At 64.7% G+C, this 16,427-nt stretch carries 17 protein-coding genes; 5 read left to right on the top strand and 12 right to left on the bottom strand.

All coding sequences use genetic code 11. From position 1 onward, the window contains the following. Positions 1–64: 64 nt before the first annotated feature. From madM to mdcA, 9 genes are all read right to left on the bottom strand, one after another. Positions 65–829, bottom strand: a complete 765-nt coding sequence (madM, locus tag J3A71_RS14560) for a malonate transporter subunit MadM (RefSeq protein ID WP_016487356.1) — start codon at positions 827–829, stop codon at positions 65–67. Between the two features lie 2 nt (positions 830–831). Next, positions 832–1,254, bottom strand: coding sequence for a malonate transporter subunit MadL (gene madL / locus J3A71_RS14555; protein ID WP_102667897.1), 423 nt, complete (start codon positions 1,252–1,254; stop codon positions 832–834). Positions 1,255–1,470: 216 nt separating this feature from the next. Next, complete coding sequence (mdcH, locus tag J3A71_RS14550; RefSeq protein WP_016487358.1) at positions 1,471–2,391, bottom strand: malonate decarboxylase subunit epsilon; 921 nt, start codon at positions 2,389–2,391, stop codon at positions 1,471–1,473. Continuing rightward, the gene (locus tag J3A71_RS14545) at positions 2,388–3,002 is read right to left on the bottom strand and encodes a malonate decarboxylase holo-ACP synthase (RefSeq protein ID WP_024717553.1); all 615 of its coding nucleotides are present in this window, start codon (positions 3,000–3,002) and stop codon (positions 2,388–2,390) included. The genes mdcH and J3A71_RS14545 overlap by 4 nt, the downstream gene beginning before the upstream one ends. Position 3,003: 1 nt before the next feature. Next, complete coding sequence (gene mdcE / locus J3A71_RS14540) at positions 3,004–3,795, bottom strand: biotin-independent malonate decarboxylase subunit gamma (RefSeq protein WP_096426139.1); 792 nt, start codon at positions 3,793–3,795, stop codon at positions 3,004–3,006. Further along, a complete protein-coding gene (locus J3A71_RS14535; protein ID WP_016487361.1) occupies positions 3,795–4,640 on the bottom strand; it encodes a biotin-independent malonate decarboxylase subunit beta in 846 nt (281 codons plus the stop codon). Before J3A71_RS14535 ends, mdcE begins: the two co-directional genes overlap by 1 nt. After that, on the bottom strand, positions 4,633–4,932 hold the full coding sequence (locus tag J3A71_RS14530; RefSeq protein ID WP_095115243.1) for a malonate decarboxylase subunit delta: 300 nt from the start codon (positions 4,930–4,932) through the stop codon (positions 4,633–4,635). Before J3A71_RS14530 ends, J3A71_RS14535 begins: the two co-directional genes overlap by 8 nt. A 1-nt stretch (position 4,933) precedes the next feature. Further along, positions 4,934–5,890, bottom strand: a complete 957-nt coding sequence (locus J3A71_RS14525) for a triphosphoribosyl-dephospho-CoA synthase (protein ID WP_096426140.1) — start codon at positions 5,888–5,890, stop codon at positions 4,934–4,936. After that, positions 5,890–7,551, bottom strand: coding sequence for a malonate decarboxylase subunit alpha (mdcA, locus tag J3A71_RS14520; RefSeq protein ID WP_096426141.1), 1,662 nt, complete (start codon positions 7,549–7,551; stop codon positions 5,890–5,892). Before mdcA ends, J3A71_RS14525 begins: the two co-directional genes overlap by 1 nt. Positions 7,552–7,806: 255 nt before the next feature. On the opposite strand from mdcA, the gene J3A71_RS14515 reads away from it, so the two are divergent. Both J3A71_RS14515 and J3A71_RS14510 read left to right on the top strand, forming a co-directional pair. Beyond that, positions 7,807–8,877 carry an enoyl-CoA hydratase/isomerase family protein gene (locus tag J3A71_RS14515; RefSeq protein ID WP_096426142.1) on the top strand — a complete coding sequence of 357 codons (1,071 nt, stop codon included), beginning with the start codon at positions 7,807–7,809 and terminating at the stop codon, positions 8,875–8,877. A gap of 16 nt (positions 8,878–8,893) precedes the next feature. Further along, on the top strand, positions 8,894–10,045 hold the full coding sequence (locus J3A71_RS14510; RefSeq protein WP_016487366.1) for an acyl-CoA dehydrogenase family protein: 1,152 nt from the start codon (positions 8,894–8,896) through the stop codon (positions 10,043–10,045). 81 nt (positions 10,046–10,126) lie between these two features. Here the strand turns inward: J3A71_RS14510 and J3A71_RS14505 are convergent, their stop codons facing one another. Continuing rightward, the gene (locus tag J3A71_RS14505; RefSeq protein ID WP_096426143.1) at positions 10,127–11,059 is read right to left on the bottom strand and encodes a LysR family transcriptional regulator; all 933 of its coding nucleotides are present in this window, start codon (positions 11,057–11,059) and stop codon (positions 10,127–10,129) included. 126 nt (positions 11,060–11,185) lie between these two features. Between J3A71_RS14505 and J3A71_RS14500 the strand changes: the two genes are divergently transcribed. Continuing rightward, positions 11,186–11,446 carry a DUF2790 domain-containing protein gene (locus tag J3A71_RS14500; protein WP_016487368.1) on the top strand — a complete coding sequence of 87 codons (261 nt, stop codon included), beginning with the start codon at positions 11,186–11,188 and terminating at the stop codon, positions 11,444–11,446. A 1-nt stretch (position 11,447) separates the two neighbouring features. Here the strand turns inward: J3A71_RS14500 and J3A71_RS14495 are convergent, their stop codons facing one another. Continuing rightward, on the bottom strand, positions 11,448–12,140 hold the full coding sequence (locus tag J3A71_RS14495) for a tRNA (adenine(22)-N(1))-methyltransferase TrmK (protein WP_096426144.1): 693 nt from the start codon (positions 12,138–12,140) through the stop codon (positions 11,448–11,450). A 136-nt stretch (positions 12,141–12,276) separates the two neighbouring features. Here J3A71_RS14495 and J3A71_RS14490 point away from each other — a divergent pair, with 136 nt between their 5' ends. Further along, positions 12,277–12,657 (top strand): RidA family protein, encoded by a 381-nt coding sequence (locus tag J3A71_RS14490; protein WP_016487370.1) that lies wholly within the window; start codon positions 12,277–12,279, stop codon positions 12,655–12,657. Positions 12,658–12,862: 205 nt separating this feature from the next. Then, positions 12,863–14,863: a U32 family peptidase gene (locus tag J3A71_RS14485; RefSeq protein ID WP_060518152.1), complete on the top strand. Its 2,001-nt coding sequence runs from the start codon at positions 12,863–12,865 to the stop codon at positions 14,861–14,863. 139 nt (positions 14,864–15,002) lie between these two features. Here J3A71_RS14485 and J3A71_RS14480 read toward each other — a convergent pair whose 3' ends face one another. Further along, positions 15,003–16,328: a sigma-54 dependent transcriptional regulator gene (locus J3A71_RS14480; RefSeq protein ID WP_016487372.1), complete on the bottom strand. Its 1,326-nt coding sequence runs from the start codon at positions 16,326–16,328 to the stop codon at positions 15,003–15,005. Positions 16,329–16,427 lie beyond the last annotated feature (99 nt).

The raw sequence follows: 16,427 nt of genomic DNA, 5'->3' as shown, positions 1-16,427 counted from the left end.
GTGCCATGCACCGCGTCGCCTGCTTCGCGGGCACGCCCGCTCCCACAGAAAGGAGGGTACGACGTCAGCCGACCAGACCACGTACGCAGAAATACAGAATCGACGGCCCCATCAGGCACCCCAACCCGGTATGGAAGGTGGCGGTCAATGCGCCATACGGCACCAGCCGCCGGTCCGTCGCCGCCAGCCCGGCCGTCACCCCCGACACGGTTCCGGCCAACCCGCCGAACACCATCGCCGAGCGCGGGTTGTCGAGCGCCAGCAGGCGCGCCGACACCGGGGTGAACACCATCACCAGGATCGCCTTGATCAGCCCGGTGGCAATCGACAAAGCCATCACGTCCGAGCTGGCACCCAGCGCCGCCCCGGTCACCGGGCCGACGATATAGGTCACGGCACCGGCGCCGATGGTGGTCATGCTCACCGCATCGCGGTAGCCGAAGGCGTAGGCGACTGCCGCGCCAACAATGAATGGCAGCACCGTGCCCAGCAGCAGCGCCACCAAGCCAATCATCCCGGCTTTGCGCGCTTCGGTGGCCTGCACCTCGAAGGCCGTCGCAACAATGGCGAAGTCACGCAGCATGGCCCCGCCCATCAGGCCGATGCCGGAGAACAGCGCCATGTCGGCCAGGCCTTTTTGCCCGCCCGTCACGGTGCCACCGACCCAGGCCAGCACCAGGCCGATGACGATGGCGATAGCCGAGCCGTGCACCCGGCCGAAGGTGAGGTATTTCGACAGCACAACCGACAACCACATGATTGCGCCCACCGCAGCAAAGGCGGTGACCAGGCCGTTGTGCTCCAAGGCATTTTCAATAATCGGCCACATGTTCAACGACCTCCTGCAGGGGTAACCTGCGCGCGGGTTTCAGGGGCGGGTTCAAGCGCGGGCAAAGGCTCGCCGCGGTGGCTGCGGCTGATCAAGGCGATGGTCGCGCCGCACACCAGCACCGCGCCCACTGCCGCCAGCAACGCCACCGGCCCGCCGTGCAGGGCGGTGACCACGTTCTGCTGGGCCGCCATGGCCACCACTACCGGGATGTACATGGCACCCCAGAAGCCGACACCGAACTCGCATTCCTTGCTCATGCCGCCCTTGCGGTGCATGTACAGCCGTGCGCAGATCAGCAGGATCATGGCGATGCCAACCCCGCCCACATTGGATTTGACGCCCAGCAGCACGCCCAGGAAGTCGCCGACGATAACGCCAGCAAGCGTGCAGACCGCCAGCAGAGCCACACCATAGATGATCATTGTTGTTGTCCTCAGGTTGTGTCGAAGTTGCTTGTTGTTGTTCTTCGTAAACACACACTTATGCGGCGTTCGCGGTCTTTGTGGGAGCGGCCTTGTGTCGCGACAGGGGTGCGCAGCGCCCCCAAGGATCTTCGCTTCACTTCAGAATTGCCGGGGCCGCTCTGCGGCCCAATCGCGACGCAAGGCCGCTCCCACAGGGATTGCGTTAGCCAGCCATCATCGCCGGTCAGCCACCTCCTGGCGCAGCAGCGCATCCAGGGTGTCCCAACGGGTGCCTTCCACGGCCACTACCCTGCCCTGTTCGAACACGGCCCGGGCCAGCCCGCTGAGCACGCTGCCGGGCGGTATTTCCAGGTGCAGTCGCACGCCACGCTCAAAGGCGTTGCGCAACGTGGCACGCCAGTCGACCACCCTTGCCATGTTGCCCGCCAGGTCGTCGCGCAGGCGCTGCGGGTCGAACACCGGGCGCGCGCTGCTGCCGCTGAGGTAGGTGATGCGTGGGCGGTGCAACTCGACCGAGGCGAAGGCACTGGCCAGTTCCGCTGCCGGGCCATCAAGCAGCGGGCAATGCGAAGGCACGCTGACCGCAAGGCGCCGGGCGACGCCTTGGCCAAGACGACGCGCACGGGCTGCGACCGCAGCCATCGCCGAATCGCTACCGGCGATGACAATCTGGTTTTCACTGTTGAGGTTTGCGACATGCACCTCACCGCCGGCATCCACCAGCAAACGCTCGACAGTGGCCAAGTCCATGCCATTGAGTGCCGTCATGCCGTAGCCTTGCGGATAGGCACACTGCATCAACCGGCCACGCAGGGCGACCAGGCGCACGGCATCGGCAAAACCCAGGGCGCCCGCCGTGACAGCTGCGGGATAAGCGCCAATCGACAAGCCCGCCACATAATCCGGCGCAGGGCTGCGCTGCATCAGCCAACGTGCCCAGGCCACGCCACTCAGCAGCAGGCACAGCTGAACCGCCCGGGTAGACTGCAGCGCTTGCGGGCTGTCCAGCGCCTGCGCAGCTTCGCCCAGGGTATCGCTGGCCTCCTCCAGCAGCTGCCCGGCGCCCTCTGGCAGATGCTGCAGCATCCCCACCTGCTGAGCCCCCTGGCCAGGGAAGGCGAACAGGCTGCTCATGCGGCACGCTCCATCACTGCCCAAGGCTCGCTGACCAAGCGCGGGCCATGCGGCGACTTGAGCAGCACGCGGCGGGCAAAACCGGCCCATTCGCGCAAGGCAATGGCGCCTGCCGGGGTTTCCAGTTGCACATCGATACGGCACGGCGCGCAGTCGAGGATATCCTGCAGCTCCCGCGCCTGAGCGCGGGCCAGTGGTTGCGGGGTACGCAGCAGCAGGTCCAGGTCACTGTCGGCGTGTACCACTTCAACGCCGGTCGCAATCTGATACCCCACCCCGCCCGTCGGCCCCCATTCCAGCCCGCTGGCCTGCAATACCGGGGCGACCGAGGCCAGTGCCTGTAGCGCAGGCCATGGGCTTTGTACGTTCACACGCAGCACTTCGGGGCCTTGCCGACGCTGGATATCGGCCAGGCGCATCAACACACCCAACCGCTGTGCCCGGCCCACACCACGCACCCCAACCGCCACCCAGCCATCCTCACAGGTGGCGCGGCGCACCACCACCGGCCGGCCGCTTGCCAGCACGTCCTGCGCCCACTGCGGCGCATCGGCGGGCAAGCCCGACACGGGCATCCCCCACAGCAGGTCGTGCGGCCTTGGCGCGCTCATCTCAAGCGCCCTGCCACTGGCGGCGCAGCTGTTCGCGTACCAGGCGCGAAGCGCTGCGGTTTTCCCCCGCCAGCCGTGACGACAGGTCGGTCGAGCTGCCAATATCGTGCACCGCTTCTGCCAGGCAGGCACGCACCTGGGCAATGTCGGCGCGGCTCGGTGCCTCGGCGTTGTCCACTGTCAGGCGGCGCCACAGCAGGCCCAGCGAGGCGTAGCTGGCCAGGTCGTAGGCCATGGGGGGCACTTCGGCGGCCAGAGCCTCAAGTTGCTCGACGCTTCGCAGGGTAATCCGCGCCGCAGCCGCCTTGCCCATGGCATGCACCATGACCCCGGCATCGTCCAGGGCGATCAGGCGCTGGGCCTGGTAACCGTGGGCAAGAAAGGCACCGGACATGGCCTTGCCGACCAGCAGACCGATTACCGGGTGCCCGGCCAACCGCGCCTGGGCGTAGGCCTGCACGGCACCGGCCAGTGCCTGGTGAATGCCCAACGCCTCCTCGCGGCGGCCGTAGGCCTGGCTGGGCACGTCGACCACCGCGACAATGGCCCGCTTCTGGCCATCGCGGTCAGCTTCCACCGCCTCGCTCACCGCCTTGGCCAGGCCCCAACCTTCCAGCAGGCCGACCTCGCCCGAGCGGGCACGGGGGAATAGGTTGTCGGCATCGGGTACCACGGCGATGAAGCGCGCCAGGCGGTTGTCCAGTTCGCCGTCGATCACCCGCAGCGACGCAGGGTAGCCCGGCAAGGCTTGCCCGCCGGCCAGGCCCGGCAGCCAGTTCAAGGCACGGTTCATTAGGCTTCTCCTTGATAAAGGGCGCGCACGGCGGCGGCATCCAGTTGTGGGCAGTTTTCGCCCAGCCGGGCCAGCCGGTCGAGGAACCAGGCGTGCTGGCTGACGCGGTCTTTGGAGGGTGCGTCGAGCAGTTGCAACAAGCGATCGCGCAGTGCATCGATATCATCGGCCACATAGCCGTCCACCAACCCGCTGGCGTAGCGTTGCTCGCCACCCGTCAGGCTCCAGATGAAGGGGCGGTCCTTGGCATCGTATTCGCCGATGCCGGCTTCCTGCTCGATCACCTGCGGGCCGTTGAGGCCCAGACGCGCTTCGCGGGTCACCAGCAGGTGGCTGCACAGGCCTGCGGCGATGGACATGCCGCCAAAGCAACCTACCGAACCTGCGATCAGGCCGATCACCGGCTGCAAGGCCCGCAGCTCGACAATCGCCGCCTGGATCTCGGCAATCGCCGCCAGGCCCAGGTTGGCCTCTTGCAGGCGAACGCCACCGGTTTCCAGCAGCAACACAGCGCAGGTGGGAGTACCGTTGCGAGTGTCTTCGATGGCCAGCTCCAAGGCGCCGGCGATTTTTGCACCACCCACCTCGCCCATGCTGCCCCCCTGGAAGCCACCTTCAATGGCAGCGACTACGGCATGGCGCCCGTTCAGCCGGCCTTTGGCGATAACCACGCCATCATCGGCCTGAGGCACGATGCCCTGTCGCGGCAGCCACGGCGACATCAGCCGATCGAACGGGCCCAGCAGTTCACGGAAGCTGCCCGGGTCGAGCACGGCGCGGGCGCGCTGTCGGGCGCCCAGTTCGACAAAGCTGCGGCTGCGCAGCAAACGTTCGGTGTCAGTCATGGGCAATCTCCTCGAAGCCTTGCTCAAGGCGCAAGCGCACCACGCCTGGCGTGGCGCCGAAATCGTGGATGTCGATGTTCACGGCCGGCCAGGCACGGCCCTCGAACAGGCGCTGGAACAGTTGCGCCCAGCGGGCACCGCTGCCATTGACCGAGGTCATTACCTGGATGTGCAGGCTGCCGGCAGTGCCGGGCTCGATCAGCACCTCGAGGTCGCCGGAGCTGACGCAGCCCACCAGCGTGCGGCCACGGCCAGGTTCGGCGGCGGGGAATTGAAAATTCAGGGTTTCCATTTCACAGGCTCCCGGCTTTGTCGAGGAACAGGCAGGCGGCCAGCAAATCGGCGGCGCCGCCCGGTGAGGCGTTCAGGTGCAGCAGTTGCTGGTCCAGCCCGCGCAGGTGCCGGCGCCCGGCCAAGGTGGCGCAGCCGCCCTCGGCAAGTACGGCGCGGGCACCTTGCTGGACGGCAGCCAGCCCGGCCGGGCCGCTGCGCCAGAGCACGCAGGTGTCGCTGAGCACGGCCATGATTGCCAGTAACGCATCAAGCCGGGCATGCGCCTCGCTGGCCCCGGCAGCGCGGCTACGTTGCAGTTGTGGCAGGCCGTACCCGACCACGGCGGGGAATCCTTGCTGTGCCTGTTCGCGGGCACCGCCGGTGCCGTAGCGGTGGCGTACCTGCGAGCCGTGGCTGTCCTGGTGCGGCATGGCCGGGTCGTCGAACAGCGCGATGCGCCCGGCACGGGCGGCCAGCGTGCAGGCGTCTGCCTGGGTATCGAGGGCCGTGGACGCCACCAGCAGGCCCAGTGCCCAGATGGCGCCGCGGTGGGTGTTTACCCCGTGGGTGGCGGCAAGCATCGCGGCCTCGCCTTCGCGGCCGAGCTGGCCCAGTGCGGCGCGCAGAGGTTGACCAACCTGGCCGATGGACTGGGCGGCTTCGGCCATGTTGCGCAGGCATGGCCACAAGGCCAGGGCCGAAGCGTGCATCAAGGTCAGGGTCATGTCTTTGTGGGCGCCGTTGCTGCGGCGGTCGACCAGCCCGGGTTTGGGGGACAGGTCGGCTTCGTCGATCAGGGCTTCAACGGCCAGGTCGGCGAGGTGGTCGGCCAGGGGAATTTCGGTTGCCTGGGCTGGCCTCTTCGCGGGCTTGCCCGCTCCCACAGCGACTGCACAAGGCTCAAGGACGGCGCCAAGCCTGTGGGAGCGAGCATGCTCGCGAAGCTGCACATACGGTTGCAAGTCGAGTGCTTTCATCACCAGCTCCTGAACCGTGCAGGCGGGTTGTAGAGGCCGCCGGACCACTCGACCAGCTCGGCAATGCTGCGTGCGGCCAGCAGCTCGCGGCTGGCGTCGGTGCGGCGAATGCCCAAGTCTTCGGGCAAGGCGATCAGGCCTTGCTGGCGCATGCGCAGGGTGTCTTTCGGATCGTGGCGCAGGCCGATGGCGGTAACCCCTGCCACCGCGGCGATCATCTGCTGGCGTTCTTCCAGGCTGCGGGCCTTGTACAGGTAGGCAATGCCCTCCTCGGTCAGCAGGTGGGTGACGTCATCGCCGTAGATCATCACCGGCGCCAACGGCATGCCGGCCTTCTTGGCGACTTCCACGGCATCGAGGGTTTCCACGAAGGTGGGCTTGCCGCCTTCCTGGTAGGTTTCGACCATTTGCACCACCAGCTTGCGGCCGCGCTCCAGCAGGGTTTCCGGCACGGTCATGTCGAGCCAGGCCGGGGTCGCGTGGCGCCGGCCACGCGGGTCGTGGCCCATATTCGGCGCACCGCCAAAACCGGCCAGGCGGCCGCGGGTCACGGTCGAGGAATGGCCATCGCCATCCACTTGCAAAGTGGCGCCGATGAACAGGTCGACAGCGTATTGCCCCGCCAGCTGGCACATCATGCGGTTGGAACGCAGCGAACCATCGCGGCCGGTGAAGAACACGTCCGGGCGCTGGGCGATGTAATCCTCCATGCCCAGCTCGGTGCCGAAGCAGTGCACGCTTTGCACCCAGCCGGTCTCGATGGCCGGGATCAGGGTCGGGTGAGGGTTGAGCGTCCAGTTGCGGCAGATCTTGCCCTTCAGGCCCAGAGACTCGCCGTAGGTGGGCAAGATCAGCTCGATGGCGGCGGTATTGAAGCCGATGCCGTGGTTCAGCGACTGCACCTGGTGTTTTTCGTAGATGCCGCGTATGGCCATCATCGCCATGAGCACATGCACCGGCTTGATGTGGCGCGGGTCTCGGGTAAACAGCGGCTCGATGTAGAAAGGCTGGTCGGCCACCACCACAAAGTCGACCCAGGACGCCGGTATGTCGACCCGTGGCAAGTCATCGACGCGGTCCACCAGCTGGTTGACCTGGGCGATGACGATGCCGTCGCTGAAGGCAGCAGGCTCTACCAATGCGGGGGTATCTTCGGTGCTGGGGCCGGTGTACAGGTTGCCGTCACGGTCGGCCATGAAACCGGCCACCAGGGTGACATTGGGGATCAGGTCGACCAGCAGCCGCGAGTACAGTTCGATATAGGTGTGGATGGCACCGACTTCGAGCAGGCCTTCTTCCAGCAACTGGCCGATGCGCAGGCTCTGCGGGCCGGCGAAGGAAAAGTCGAGCTTGCGGGCAATGCCGCGTTCGAACAGGTCAAGGTGCTCGGCGCGGCTGACGCTGGGCATGATCATGTGCAGGTCGTGCAGGCGCCCGGGGTCGACTTTGGCCAGCGAGCGCGACAGGAAGTCGGCCTGCTTTTGGTTGTTGCCTTCCAGCACCACCCGGTCGCCGGGGGCCAGCAACAGTTCGAGGGCTTCGACGATACGTTCGGTGGGCAGCACCACGCCGTCGGCAAGGTGGCGGACCCGATCGAGGCGGCGCTGCTTTTCGGCGCGCCGCCGCGACCATTGCGGCGGTGGATTCTGAGTTATTGTCATGGTGACTCCACAGGTTCGCTGTCGTGGACATCACCTTAGGGCTGTGCTGCCCGGCGGATCAATCAAGCTGCCGGTGTGTTCATTACGATAAGGTTAATGAATTGCCCTGCTAGAGGACTCACCCACGGCAAAAATGCACGATACCCCTGCATAATTGTCGATTGTGCAGGGCAAATTCGCATGACAGGATCCTGCGATCCTCCAGCGAACTCCAGACTTCACTTGGAAAATCAATAACAATGCAGGGAGAACGCAATGACTGCGCACGCTCAAACCTTGGCAACCGAGCCTGTACTGGCCGAAGTCCGCAACCAGGTTGGCCACCTGACCCTGAACCGCCCCGCCGGCTTGAATGCCCTCACCCTGAACATGGTTCGTAGCCTGCGCCAGCACCTGGATCAGTGGGCCGAAGACCCGCACGTGCGCGCCGTGGTGCTGCGCGGCGAGGGGCCCAAAGGCTTCTGTGCCGGTGGTGACATCCGCTCGCTGCACGACAGTTTCAAAGCGGGCGACACGCTGCATGAAACCTTCTTTGTCGAGGAATACGCCCTCGACCTGCTCATCCACCGCTACCGCAAGCCCGTGTTGGTACTGATGGACGGCTTCACCCTCGGCGGCGGCATGGGCCTGGCCCAGGGCTGCGACCTGCGCGTGGTCACCGAGCGCAGCCGGCTGGGCATGCCCGAAGTGGGCATCGGCTACTTCCCCGATGTCGGCGGCAGCTACTTCCTGTCGCGCATCCCCGGCGAGCTGGGGATTTACCTGGGCGTCAGCGGCACCCAGATCCAGGCGGCCGACGCCCTTTACTGTGGCCTGGCCGACTGGTACCTGGCCAGTGACCAGCTTGCCGCCCTCGACCAGGGCCTGGAGCAACTGAGCTTTGGCGACAACCCGCTCAAGGACCTGCAGAACCTGCTGGCCAGGCTCGGCACCCAGGTTTTGAGTGATGCCCCCCTGGAAAAACTGCGTCCAGTCATCGATCACTTCTTCTCCCTGCCCACCCTGCAAGCCATCGTCGAGCAACTGCGTGCGGTCAGCATCGGCGACAGCCATGCCTGGGCCGTGGCCGCCGCCGACCAGCTGGAAAGCCGCTCACCGCTGGCCATGGCGGTTACTCTGGAGATGTTGCGCCGCGGTCGCCAGCTAGGGCTGGAAGACTGCTTTGCCATGGAGCTGCACCTGGACCGCCAGTGGTTCCAGCATGGCGACATCATCGAAGGCGTGCGCGCCCTGATCATCGACAAGGACAAACAGCCTCGCTGGAACCCGCCGACCCTGGCCGCGCTGCAGCAGCAGCGGGTGGACCAATTCTTCGAAGGCCTGTGAGCCCGGGAGTACACAGATGCAAGACCTTGAACTGAGCGAAGAACAGATCATGATCCGCGACATGGCCCGGGATTTTGCCCGCGGCGAGATCGCCCCACACGCCCAGGCCTGGGAAAAGGCCGGCTGGATCGATGACGGCGTGGTGCGCAAGATGGGCGACCTGGGCCTGCTGGGCATGGTGGTACCAGAGGACTTCGGCGGCAGCTACACCGACTACGTCGCCTACGCCCTGGCCGTGGAAGAAATCGCCGCAGGCTGCGGCGCCACCGGGGCGATGATGAGCATTCACAACTCGGTAGGCTGCGGCCCTCTGCTGGCCTACGGTACTGCCGAGCAACAACAGCAATGGCTGCCACGCCTGGCCAGCGGCGAGGTGATTGGCTGCTTCTGCCTGACAGAGCCCCAGGCCGGCTCCGAGGCGCACAACCTGCGCACCCGCGCCGAACGGGTCGATGGCGAGTGGGTAATCAATGGTGCCAAACAATTCGTCAGCAATGCACGCCGCGCCGGCTTGGCCATCGTCTTCGCGGTGACCGACCCGGAGCTGGGCAAGAAGGGCCTCTCGGCGTTCCTGGTGCCCACCGACAACCCGGGCTTCAAGGTCGACCGCAGCGAGCACAAGATGGGCATCCGCGCCTCCGACACCTGCGCGGTCACCTTCGACAATTGCCGCATCCCCGCAGCCAACATCCTTGGCGAGCGTGGCAAGGGCCTGGCCATCGCCCTGTCCAACCTTGAAGGCGGCCGTATCGGCATCGCCGCCCAGGCGTTAGGCATTGCCCGTGCAGCCTTCGAGGCGGCGCTGGTCTACTCGCGCGACCGGGTGCAATTTGGCAAACCGATCAACGAACACCAAAGCATCGCCAACCTGCTGGCCGACATGCAGGTACAGGTAAACGCCGCACGTTTGCTGATCCTGCATGCCGCCCGCCTGCGCAGCGCCGGCAAACCGTGCCTGTCGGAGGCATCACAGGCCAAGCTGTTCGCTTCGGAAATGGCCGAGCGGGTGTGTTCGATGGCGATCCAGGTGCATGGCGGGTATGGCTACCTGGAAGATTACCCGGTGGAACGCTATTACCGCGATGCGCGGATTACCCAGATCTATGAGGGGTCGAGCGAGATCCAGCGCATGCTGATTGCACGCGAGCTGAAGCACTACCCCCTGTAGTACGGCGGTCCCCATCTGTGGGAGCGGCCTTGCGCCCAATCGCGGCACAAGGCCGCTCTCACAAGAAAGCGGATCTGCGTTTCAACGCCAGTACCGCGAATCATCCACCACCTGCGCATGCCCCTTGAACAACGCTGGCAACTGCTCCTTGAGGTAATCGATCCAGGTCCGCACCTTGGCATCCAGATAATGCCGTGACGGGTACATCGCATACAGCGCGCTCTCGCGCAGGCGGTACGGCGCCAGCAGCCTGCACAACCGCCCTTGCTCGATCGCCTGGCTGGCCGTATAGAACGGTAGCAGGCCAATGCCCATGCCCAATTCACTGGCCACCAGCATGGCATCGGCAACGTTGGTGGAGAAGTTGTCACTCGGTGTGATCACACACTGGTCCACACCCTGGGGGAATACCCAGTCACCTTCATACATGGGATACGCCATGCGCAGGCAGCGGTGCCCATGCAGGTCCTCGGGGCGCTCAGGCACCCCATGCCGCTCCAGATAGCTGGGTGCTGCGCAGGGGATACTGAAAATATTGCCGAGCGGGACGGCAATCAGCTGTGAGTCCGGCAGCGCGCCGTCCACGGTGATGACCACGTCATGCCCTTCGGCCAGCGGGTCAGGGTTGCGCTGCGACAGCGTCAGCTCGATCACCACCTCCGGGCACAGTGCGTTGTAGCCGGCCACCAGCGGCATCAGCAGCAGCCCCAGGCCGTGCGGGCAATGCAAACGCAAATGGCCGCGAGGCGTGAGGTGCGCACCGCGGGCCTCACCCACCGCCTCTTCGGTCAGCAGCATGATTTGCCGCGCGCGCTCCAGAAACCGCTCGCCCGCCTCGCTCATGCGCAGCCGCCGGGTGGTGCGGTGCAACAGGCGGGTCTGCAGCTGGTTTTCCAGCTCGGCGACGATACGCGAAACCTGCGCTGCTGAAATATCCAACGCATTGGCGGCTGCAGCGAAGCTGCCACATTCCACCACCCTGGCGAAGGTACGCATGGCATGCAGCATGTCCATGAAAGTGTGCTCCTTGTTCAGTCTTATTCTTGCGTTACAGGCAGGAATCTATCACGGAACAGCCCATTTATTGTGAATGACCAATGAATACATCATTAGTCATACATTCAAGAAAAGGAACCTGTCATGAAACGTTCGATCGCTGTCCTTGCTGTTGCTGCTGCCTTCGCCTCGTTTGGTGCCCTTGCTGATGCAGGCAGTACAAAGGCAGCCAGCAGCACGTATGAGTACGGCATGCCGCTGGACGTGGCCAAGGTCATCTCCATCACCCCCGCCAGCAACGCCGCCGACTGCCAGGTCGGCACTGCGCACATGGTGTATGTCGACCACCAGGGCCAGAAGCGCGAAATCGACTACCGCGAAATGGGCAACTGCTCGCAGCAGTGAGTCAGGCCAGGACCTGGGTGATCCAGCCCACCTGCTGATTGAAGTCGTCGATTTTCGCCTGAGGCACCGCATCGCGAGCCCGCTGGAAATTGGCCAGGGTCTGCTGCTTTTGCCGCAGCATGCGCCGCCACTTGACCAGAAACGCCTCGCTTTTCTCCTGCATCAACACTGGGCCGAAGTACAGCTGCTCAGGGCTATATTCCACCCTGCCCGGCTCGGCGACGATGATCTCGTAATCGAAGCGGTTTTCCCGCAGCAGCTCTTCGTTGACGATGTGGTAACCGTTATCCGCCAGCCACTGGCGCAGCTCACGCTCACCGCCATTGGGCTGCAGTACCAGGCGCGTGATGCCACCAAGGCGCTGCTTGCCGGCCTCGAGGATCTCGCACATGGTGTCGCCGCCCATGCCGCAGATGCTGACCACCGAGATGCGGTCTTGCGGCTCGACCGCTGCCAGCCCATCCGCCAGGCGCACGGTGACCCGGTCTTGCAGGCCGTTTCTGCGCACGTTGCGTTGGGCCGAGGCGAACGGCGTCTGCGCCACCTCACCCGCTACAGCGGCCTCGAGTACGCCGCGCAGCATCAATGCCACCGGCAGGTAACCGTGGTCCGAGCCGATATCGGCCAGGCGCGCGCCCTGCGGCACATGTGCGGCCACGCGCTCCAGGCGCCTGGACAAAGTCTGTTCGTTCAAAGTGTGCCCCTGGCTTTGCAATGGGCGCGATTCTGACGGCGAACGTCGCGCATTTCAAACACCGGGGTGCCCTCGACCGGGTGCGCCTGCTCGCGTAGGCTTGCCGTTTTCCTTCCGTAGCAAGGCAAAACACACCATGGCACATGCAGACATCATCTACACCCCGGACCCGGACGCCGAGTCGATTTCGTCCGACGTCGCCGAATTCAACGGCGTACTGGTCACCACCCAGATCCCGACCCACGCCGACGGCAGCCTGGAGCTGGGCGGCATCGTCGAGCAAAGCGAATGCACCCTGCAGGCGTTGAAAGTGGCGCTGGAAAAGGCTGGCAGCGGCATGGACCGCGTGCTGCACCTGACCATCTACCTGACCGACATGGCCGACCGTGCCGCGTTCAACGAGGTGTACCAGCGCTTCTTCAGCAAGCCATGGCCGGTACGTGCGGCCGTGGGTGTGGCGTCGCTGGCATTTGACGGCATGCGCGTAGAAGTCACGGCGATGGCTGCCAAGCGCTGAGCTACCTGCAAGGGCCCTATCGCCGGCAAGCCAGCGCCCACCTCGACCGCATCGGCCTCAAGCCCTATGCAACTCCTGTGGGCGCTGGCTTGCCGGCGTTGGGGCCGGTAACAGCAATACACCTCCCGGCACCCCGATGATGCCGCCAGCCCGTTTCACCGCTACAATGCCCGCCTAAACCGTGGCAGCCCGAAAATATAACGATATGTCCCTTCCAAAGAATCACCTGGAACTGCTCAGCCCTGCCCGTGATGTGGCCATCGCCCGTGAAGCGATCCTGCACGGCGCTGACGCCATCTACATCGGCGGCCCAAGCTTTGGCGCGCGCCATAACGCCTGCAACGAGGTCAGCGAGATCGCCGAACTGGTCGAGTTCGCCCGTCGCTACCATGCGCGCGTGTTCACCACCATCAACACCATCCTCCACGACAACGAGCTGGAACCTGCGCGCAAGCTGATCCATCAGCTGTACGACGCCGGCGTCGACGCGCTGATCGTGCAGGACTTGGGTGTAATGGAGCTGGACATCCCGCCGATTGAGCTTCACGCCAGTACCCAGACCGACATCCGTACCCTGGAACGGGCCAAGTTCCTCGACCAGGCCGGTTTCTCCCAGCTGGTACTGGCCCGTGAGCTGAACCTGCAGCAAATCCGCGCCATCGCCGCCGAAACCGACGCTGCCATCGAGTTCTTCATCCACGGTGCGCTGTGCGTGGCATTCTCCGGCCAGTGCAACATCTCCCACGCGCAGACTGGCCGAAGCGCCAACCGTGGCGACTGTTCGCAAGCCTGCCGCCTCCCCTACACCCTGAAGGATGACCAGGGTCGCGTGGTTGCGTTCGAGAAGCACCTGCTGTCGATGAAGGACAACAACCAGACGGCCAACCTGGCCGACCTGGTCGATGCCGGCGTGCGCTCGTTCAAGATCGAGGGCCGCTACAAGGACATGGGCTATGTGAAGAACATCACCGCCCACTACCGCAAAGAGCTCGACGCCATTCTCGAAGGCCGCCCGGAATATGCCCGTGCGTCCAGCGGCCGGACCGAGCACTTCTTCGTGCCCGACCCGGACAAGACCTTCCACCGCGGCAGCACCGACTATTTCGTGACCGACCGCAAAGTCGATATCGGCGCCTTCGACTCGCCCACCTTCACCGGCCTGCCGGTGGGTGTGGTGGAAAAGGTCGGCAAGCGTGACATGCAAGTGGTCACCGAGGTGCCACTGACCAACGGCGACGGCCTGAACGTGCTGGTCAAACGTGAAGTGGTGGGTTTCCGCGCCAACATCGCTGAACCACGTGGCGAATTCGAGGAAGACGGCCAAAAGCGCTACCGCTACCGCGTTGAGCCAAACGAAATGCCCGAAGGCCTGCACAAGCTGCGGCCCAACCACCCGCTGTCGCGCAACCTTGACCACAACTGGCAGCAGGCCCTGCAACGCACCTCTTCCGAGCGCCGGGTTAGCGTGCAATGGCATGCTGTGCTGCGCGAGCAGCGCTTGATGCTCACCCTCAGCAGCGAGGAAGGCGTCAGCGTGCAGGTGGCCCTGGACGGGCCGTTCGGCACGGCCAACAAGCCGCAGCAGGCACTGGACCAGTTGCACGACCTGCTCGGCCAGCTGGGGACCACGATGTACCACGCCAGCAGCATCGAGCTGGACGCGCCGCAGGCCTACTTCATCCCCAACTCGCAGCTCAAGGCCCTGCGCCGTGAAGCCATCGAGGCGCTGACCGAAGCGCGTATCAAGGCGCACCCGCGTGGCGGGCGCAAGGCCGAGACCTCGCCGCCACCGGTGTACCCCGAGTCGCACCTGTCGTTCCTGGCCAACGTGTACAACCAGAAGGCGCGCGACTTCTACCACCGCCACGGCGTGCAGCTGATCGACGCTGCCTACGAGGCCCACGAAGAACACGGTGAAGTGCCGGTGATGATCACCAAGCACTGCCTGCGCTTCTCCTTCAACCTGTGCCCCAAGCAGGCCAAGGGCGTGACCGGTGTGCGCACCAAGGTAGCGCCGATGCAGCTGATTCAGGGTGACGAAGTGCTGACCCTGAAGTTCGACTGCAAACCGTGCGAAATGCATGTGGTCGGCAAGATGAAAAGCCACATCATCGACCTGCCAACCCCGGGCAGTGCGGTGGCTCAGGTAGTGGGGCACATCAGCCCGGAAGACCTGCTGAAGACCATCGTGCGCGCGCCACACTGATTTTCAGGCAGTGGTCAGTGTGGGAGCGGGCTTGTCCCGCGAAGCCAGCGACGCGGTTCATGGCACCGGCGTTGCCGGTGTTCGCGGGGCAAGTCCGCTCCCACAGCGGTGTGTCGCAGACCATTGTTTCGTGGCTCATTCAGCGTATCTGATGCTTGTGCAGCAGGCGGTAAAAGGTCGGCCGGGAGATCCCCAGCACCTTGGCCGCTACGCTCATGTTATCGCTGTGCCGGTTAAGCACATCGCACAAGGCCTGGCGCTCGGCGCGCTGCTTGTATTCCTCTAGCGTGCCCAGCGGCTGCTGCCCTTGGTCCAACGTCTGCAGGCCCAGGTCCTGCGCCTCGATCTGCCGGCCTTCGGCCAGGACCAGGCCGCGTCGCACCCGGTTGGCCAACTCGCGTACATTGCCCGGCCAGTCATGCCGGCCCATGGCCGCCAGGGCATGGTCGCTGAATGAACGCGGCCGGCGCCCGGTTTCCAGGCTGTAGAAATGGGCAAAATGGCTGGCTAGCATCGACAAGTCACCATGCCGGTCACGCAGCGGCGCCGTCACCACCTGCAGCACGTTCAAGCGGTAATACAGGTCTTCGCGAAAACGCCCCTGCTCGATGGCTCTTTCAAGGTCTACGTGGGTGGCGGCCAAGACCCGTGCATCCACCGGAATCGGCTGGCTGCCGCCCACCCGCTCGATGTGCTTTTCTTGCAGAAAACGCAGCAGATTGGCCTGCAACTCCAGCGGCAAGTCACCAATCTCATCCAGGAACAACGTGCCACCGTGGGCCGCTTCAATGCGCCCGGTCTTGCGCTGATGGGCCCCCGTGAAAGCGCCCTTCTCATGACCGAACAATTCTGACTGGATGAGGTGCTCGGGGATTGCCCCGCAGTTGATGGCGACGAACGGTTGGTCGCTGCGCTGCGACTGCCGATGCAGGGTGCGCGCCACCAGTTCCTTGCCCGTGCCGCTTTCACCACGGATAAGCACGGGCGACTCGGTGGGCGCCAGCTTGCCCAACAGCTTGCGCAACTCGCGGATCGGCCGGCTTTCGCCGAGCAGTTCGTGGGTCGCCTCGTCCACCCTGGCAGCCCCTTTGCCACGTAGCCGCGCCATGCCGAATGCCCTGCCCAGGGTGACCTGAACCCGGGACTCATCGAATGGCAAGGTATGAAAGTCGAAAAACCATTCGCAAACAAAATCGCCGACGGCCGGCATGCGTAATTGTTCGGCACTGAGCACCGCGATCCACTCGGTGTTACTGCGCTTGATCATGTCCTTGACCGCGTCCGGGTGCCGCAGGTGCGAAGCCTGCAATCGCAATAACCCTACATCACAAGGATGATCCAGCGCGGCAGCGAGCATGCAACTGTCCACATCCCAGCCTGCGTTACGCAGCCCAGGCAACAGCTGGTGGCAGTCGTCGCACGGGTCGACGATGAGCAAACGACGTTGAGCGGCAAGCTGTTGCATAACCGATCCTTGGCGCCAGTTTTTGGTTTTATGAAGTAAAACAGCAAGTTGTGGCGCTCGCTTAACAGTAGCAACGAAGTTGACGGTGCCCACTACCGT

It is taken from the genome of Pseudomonas sp. PvP089, assembly GCF_017875165.1.
GTDB lineage: Bacteria > Pseudomonadota > Gammaproteobacteria > Pseudomonadales > Pseudomonadaceae > Aquipseudomonas > Aquipseudomonas fortuita.
The sequence above is the reverse complement of the archived record's forward strand: the minus strand, read 5'-3'. Positions and strand labels throughout refer to the sequence as shown.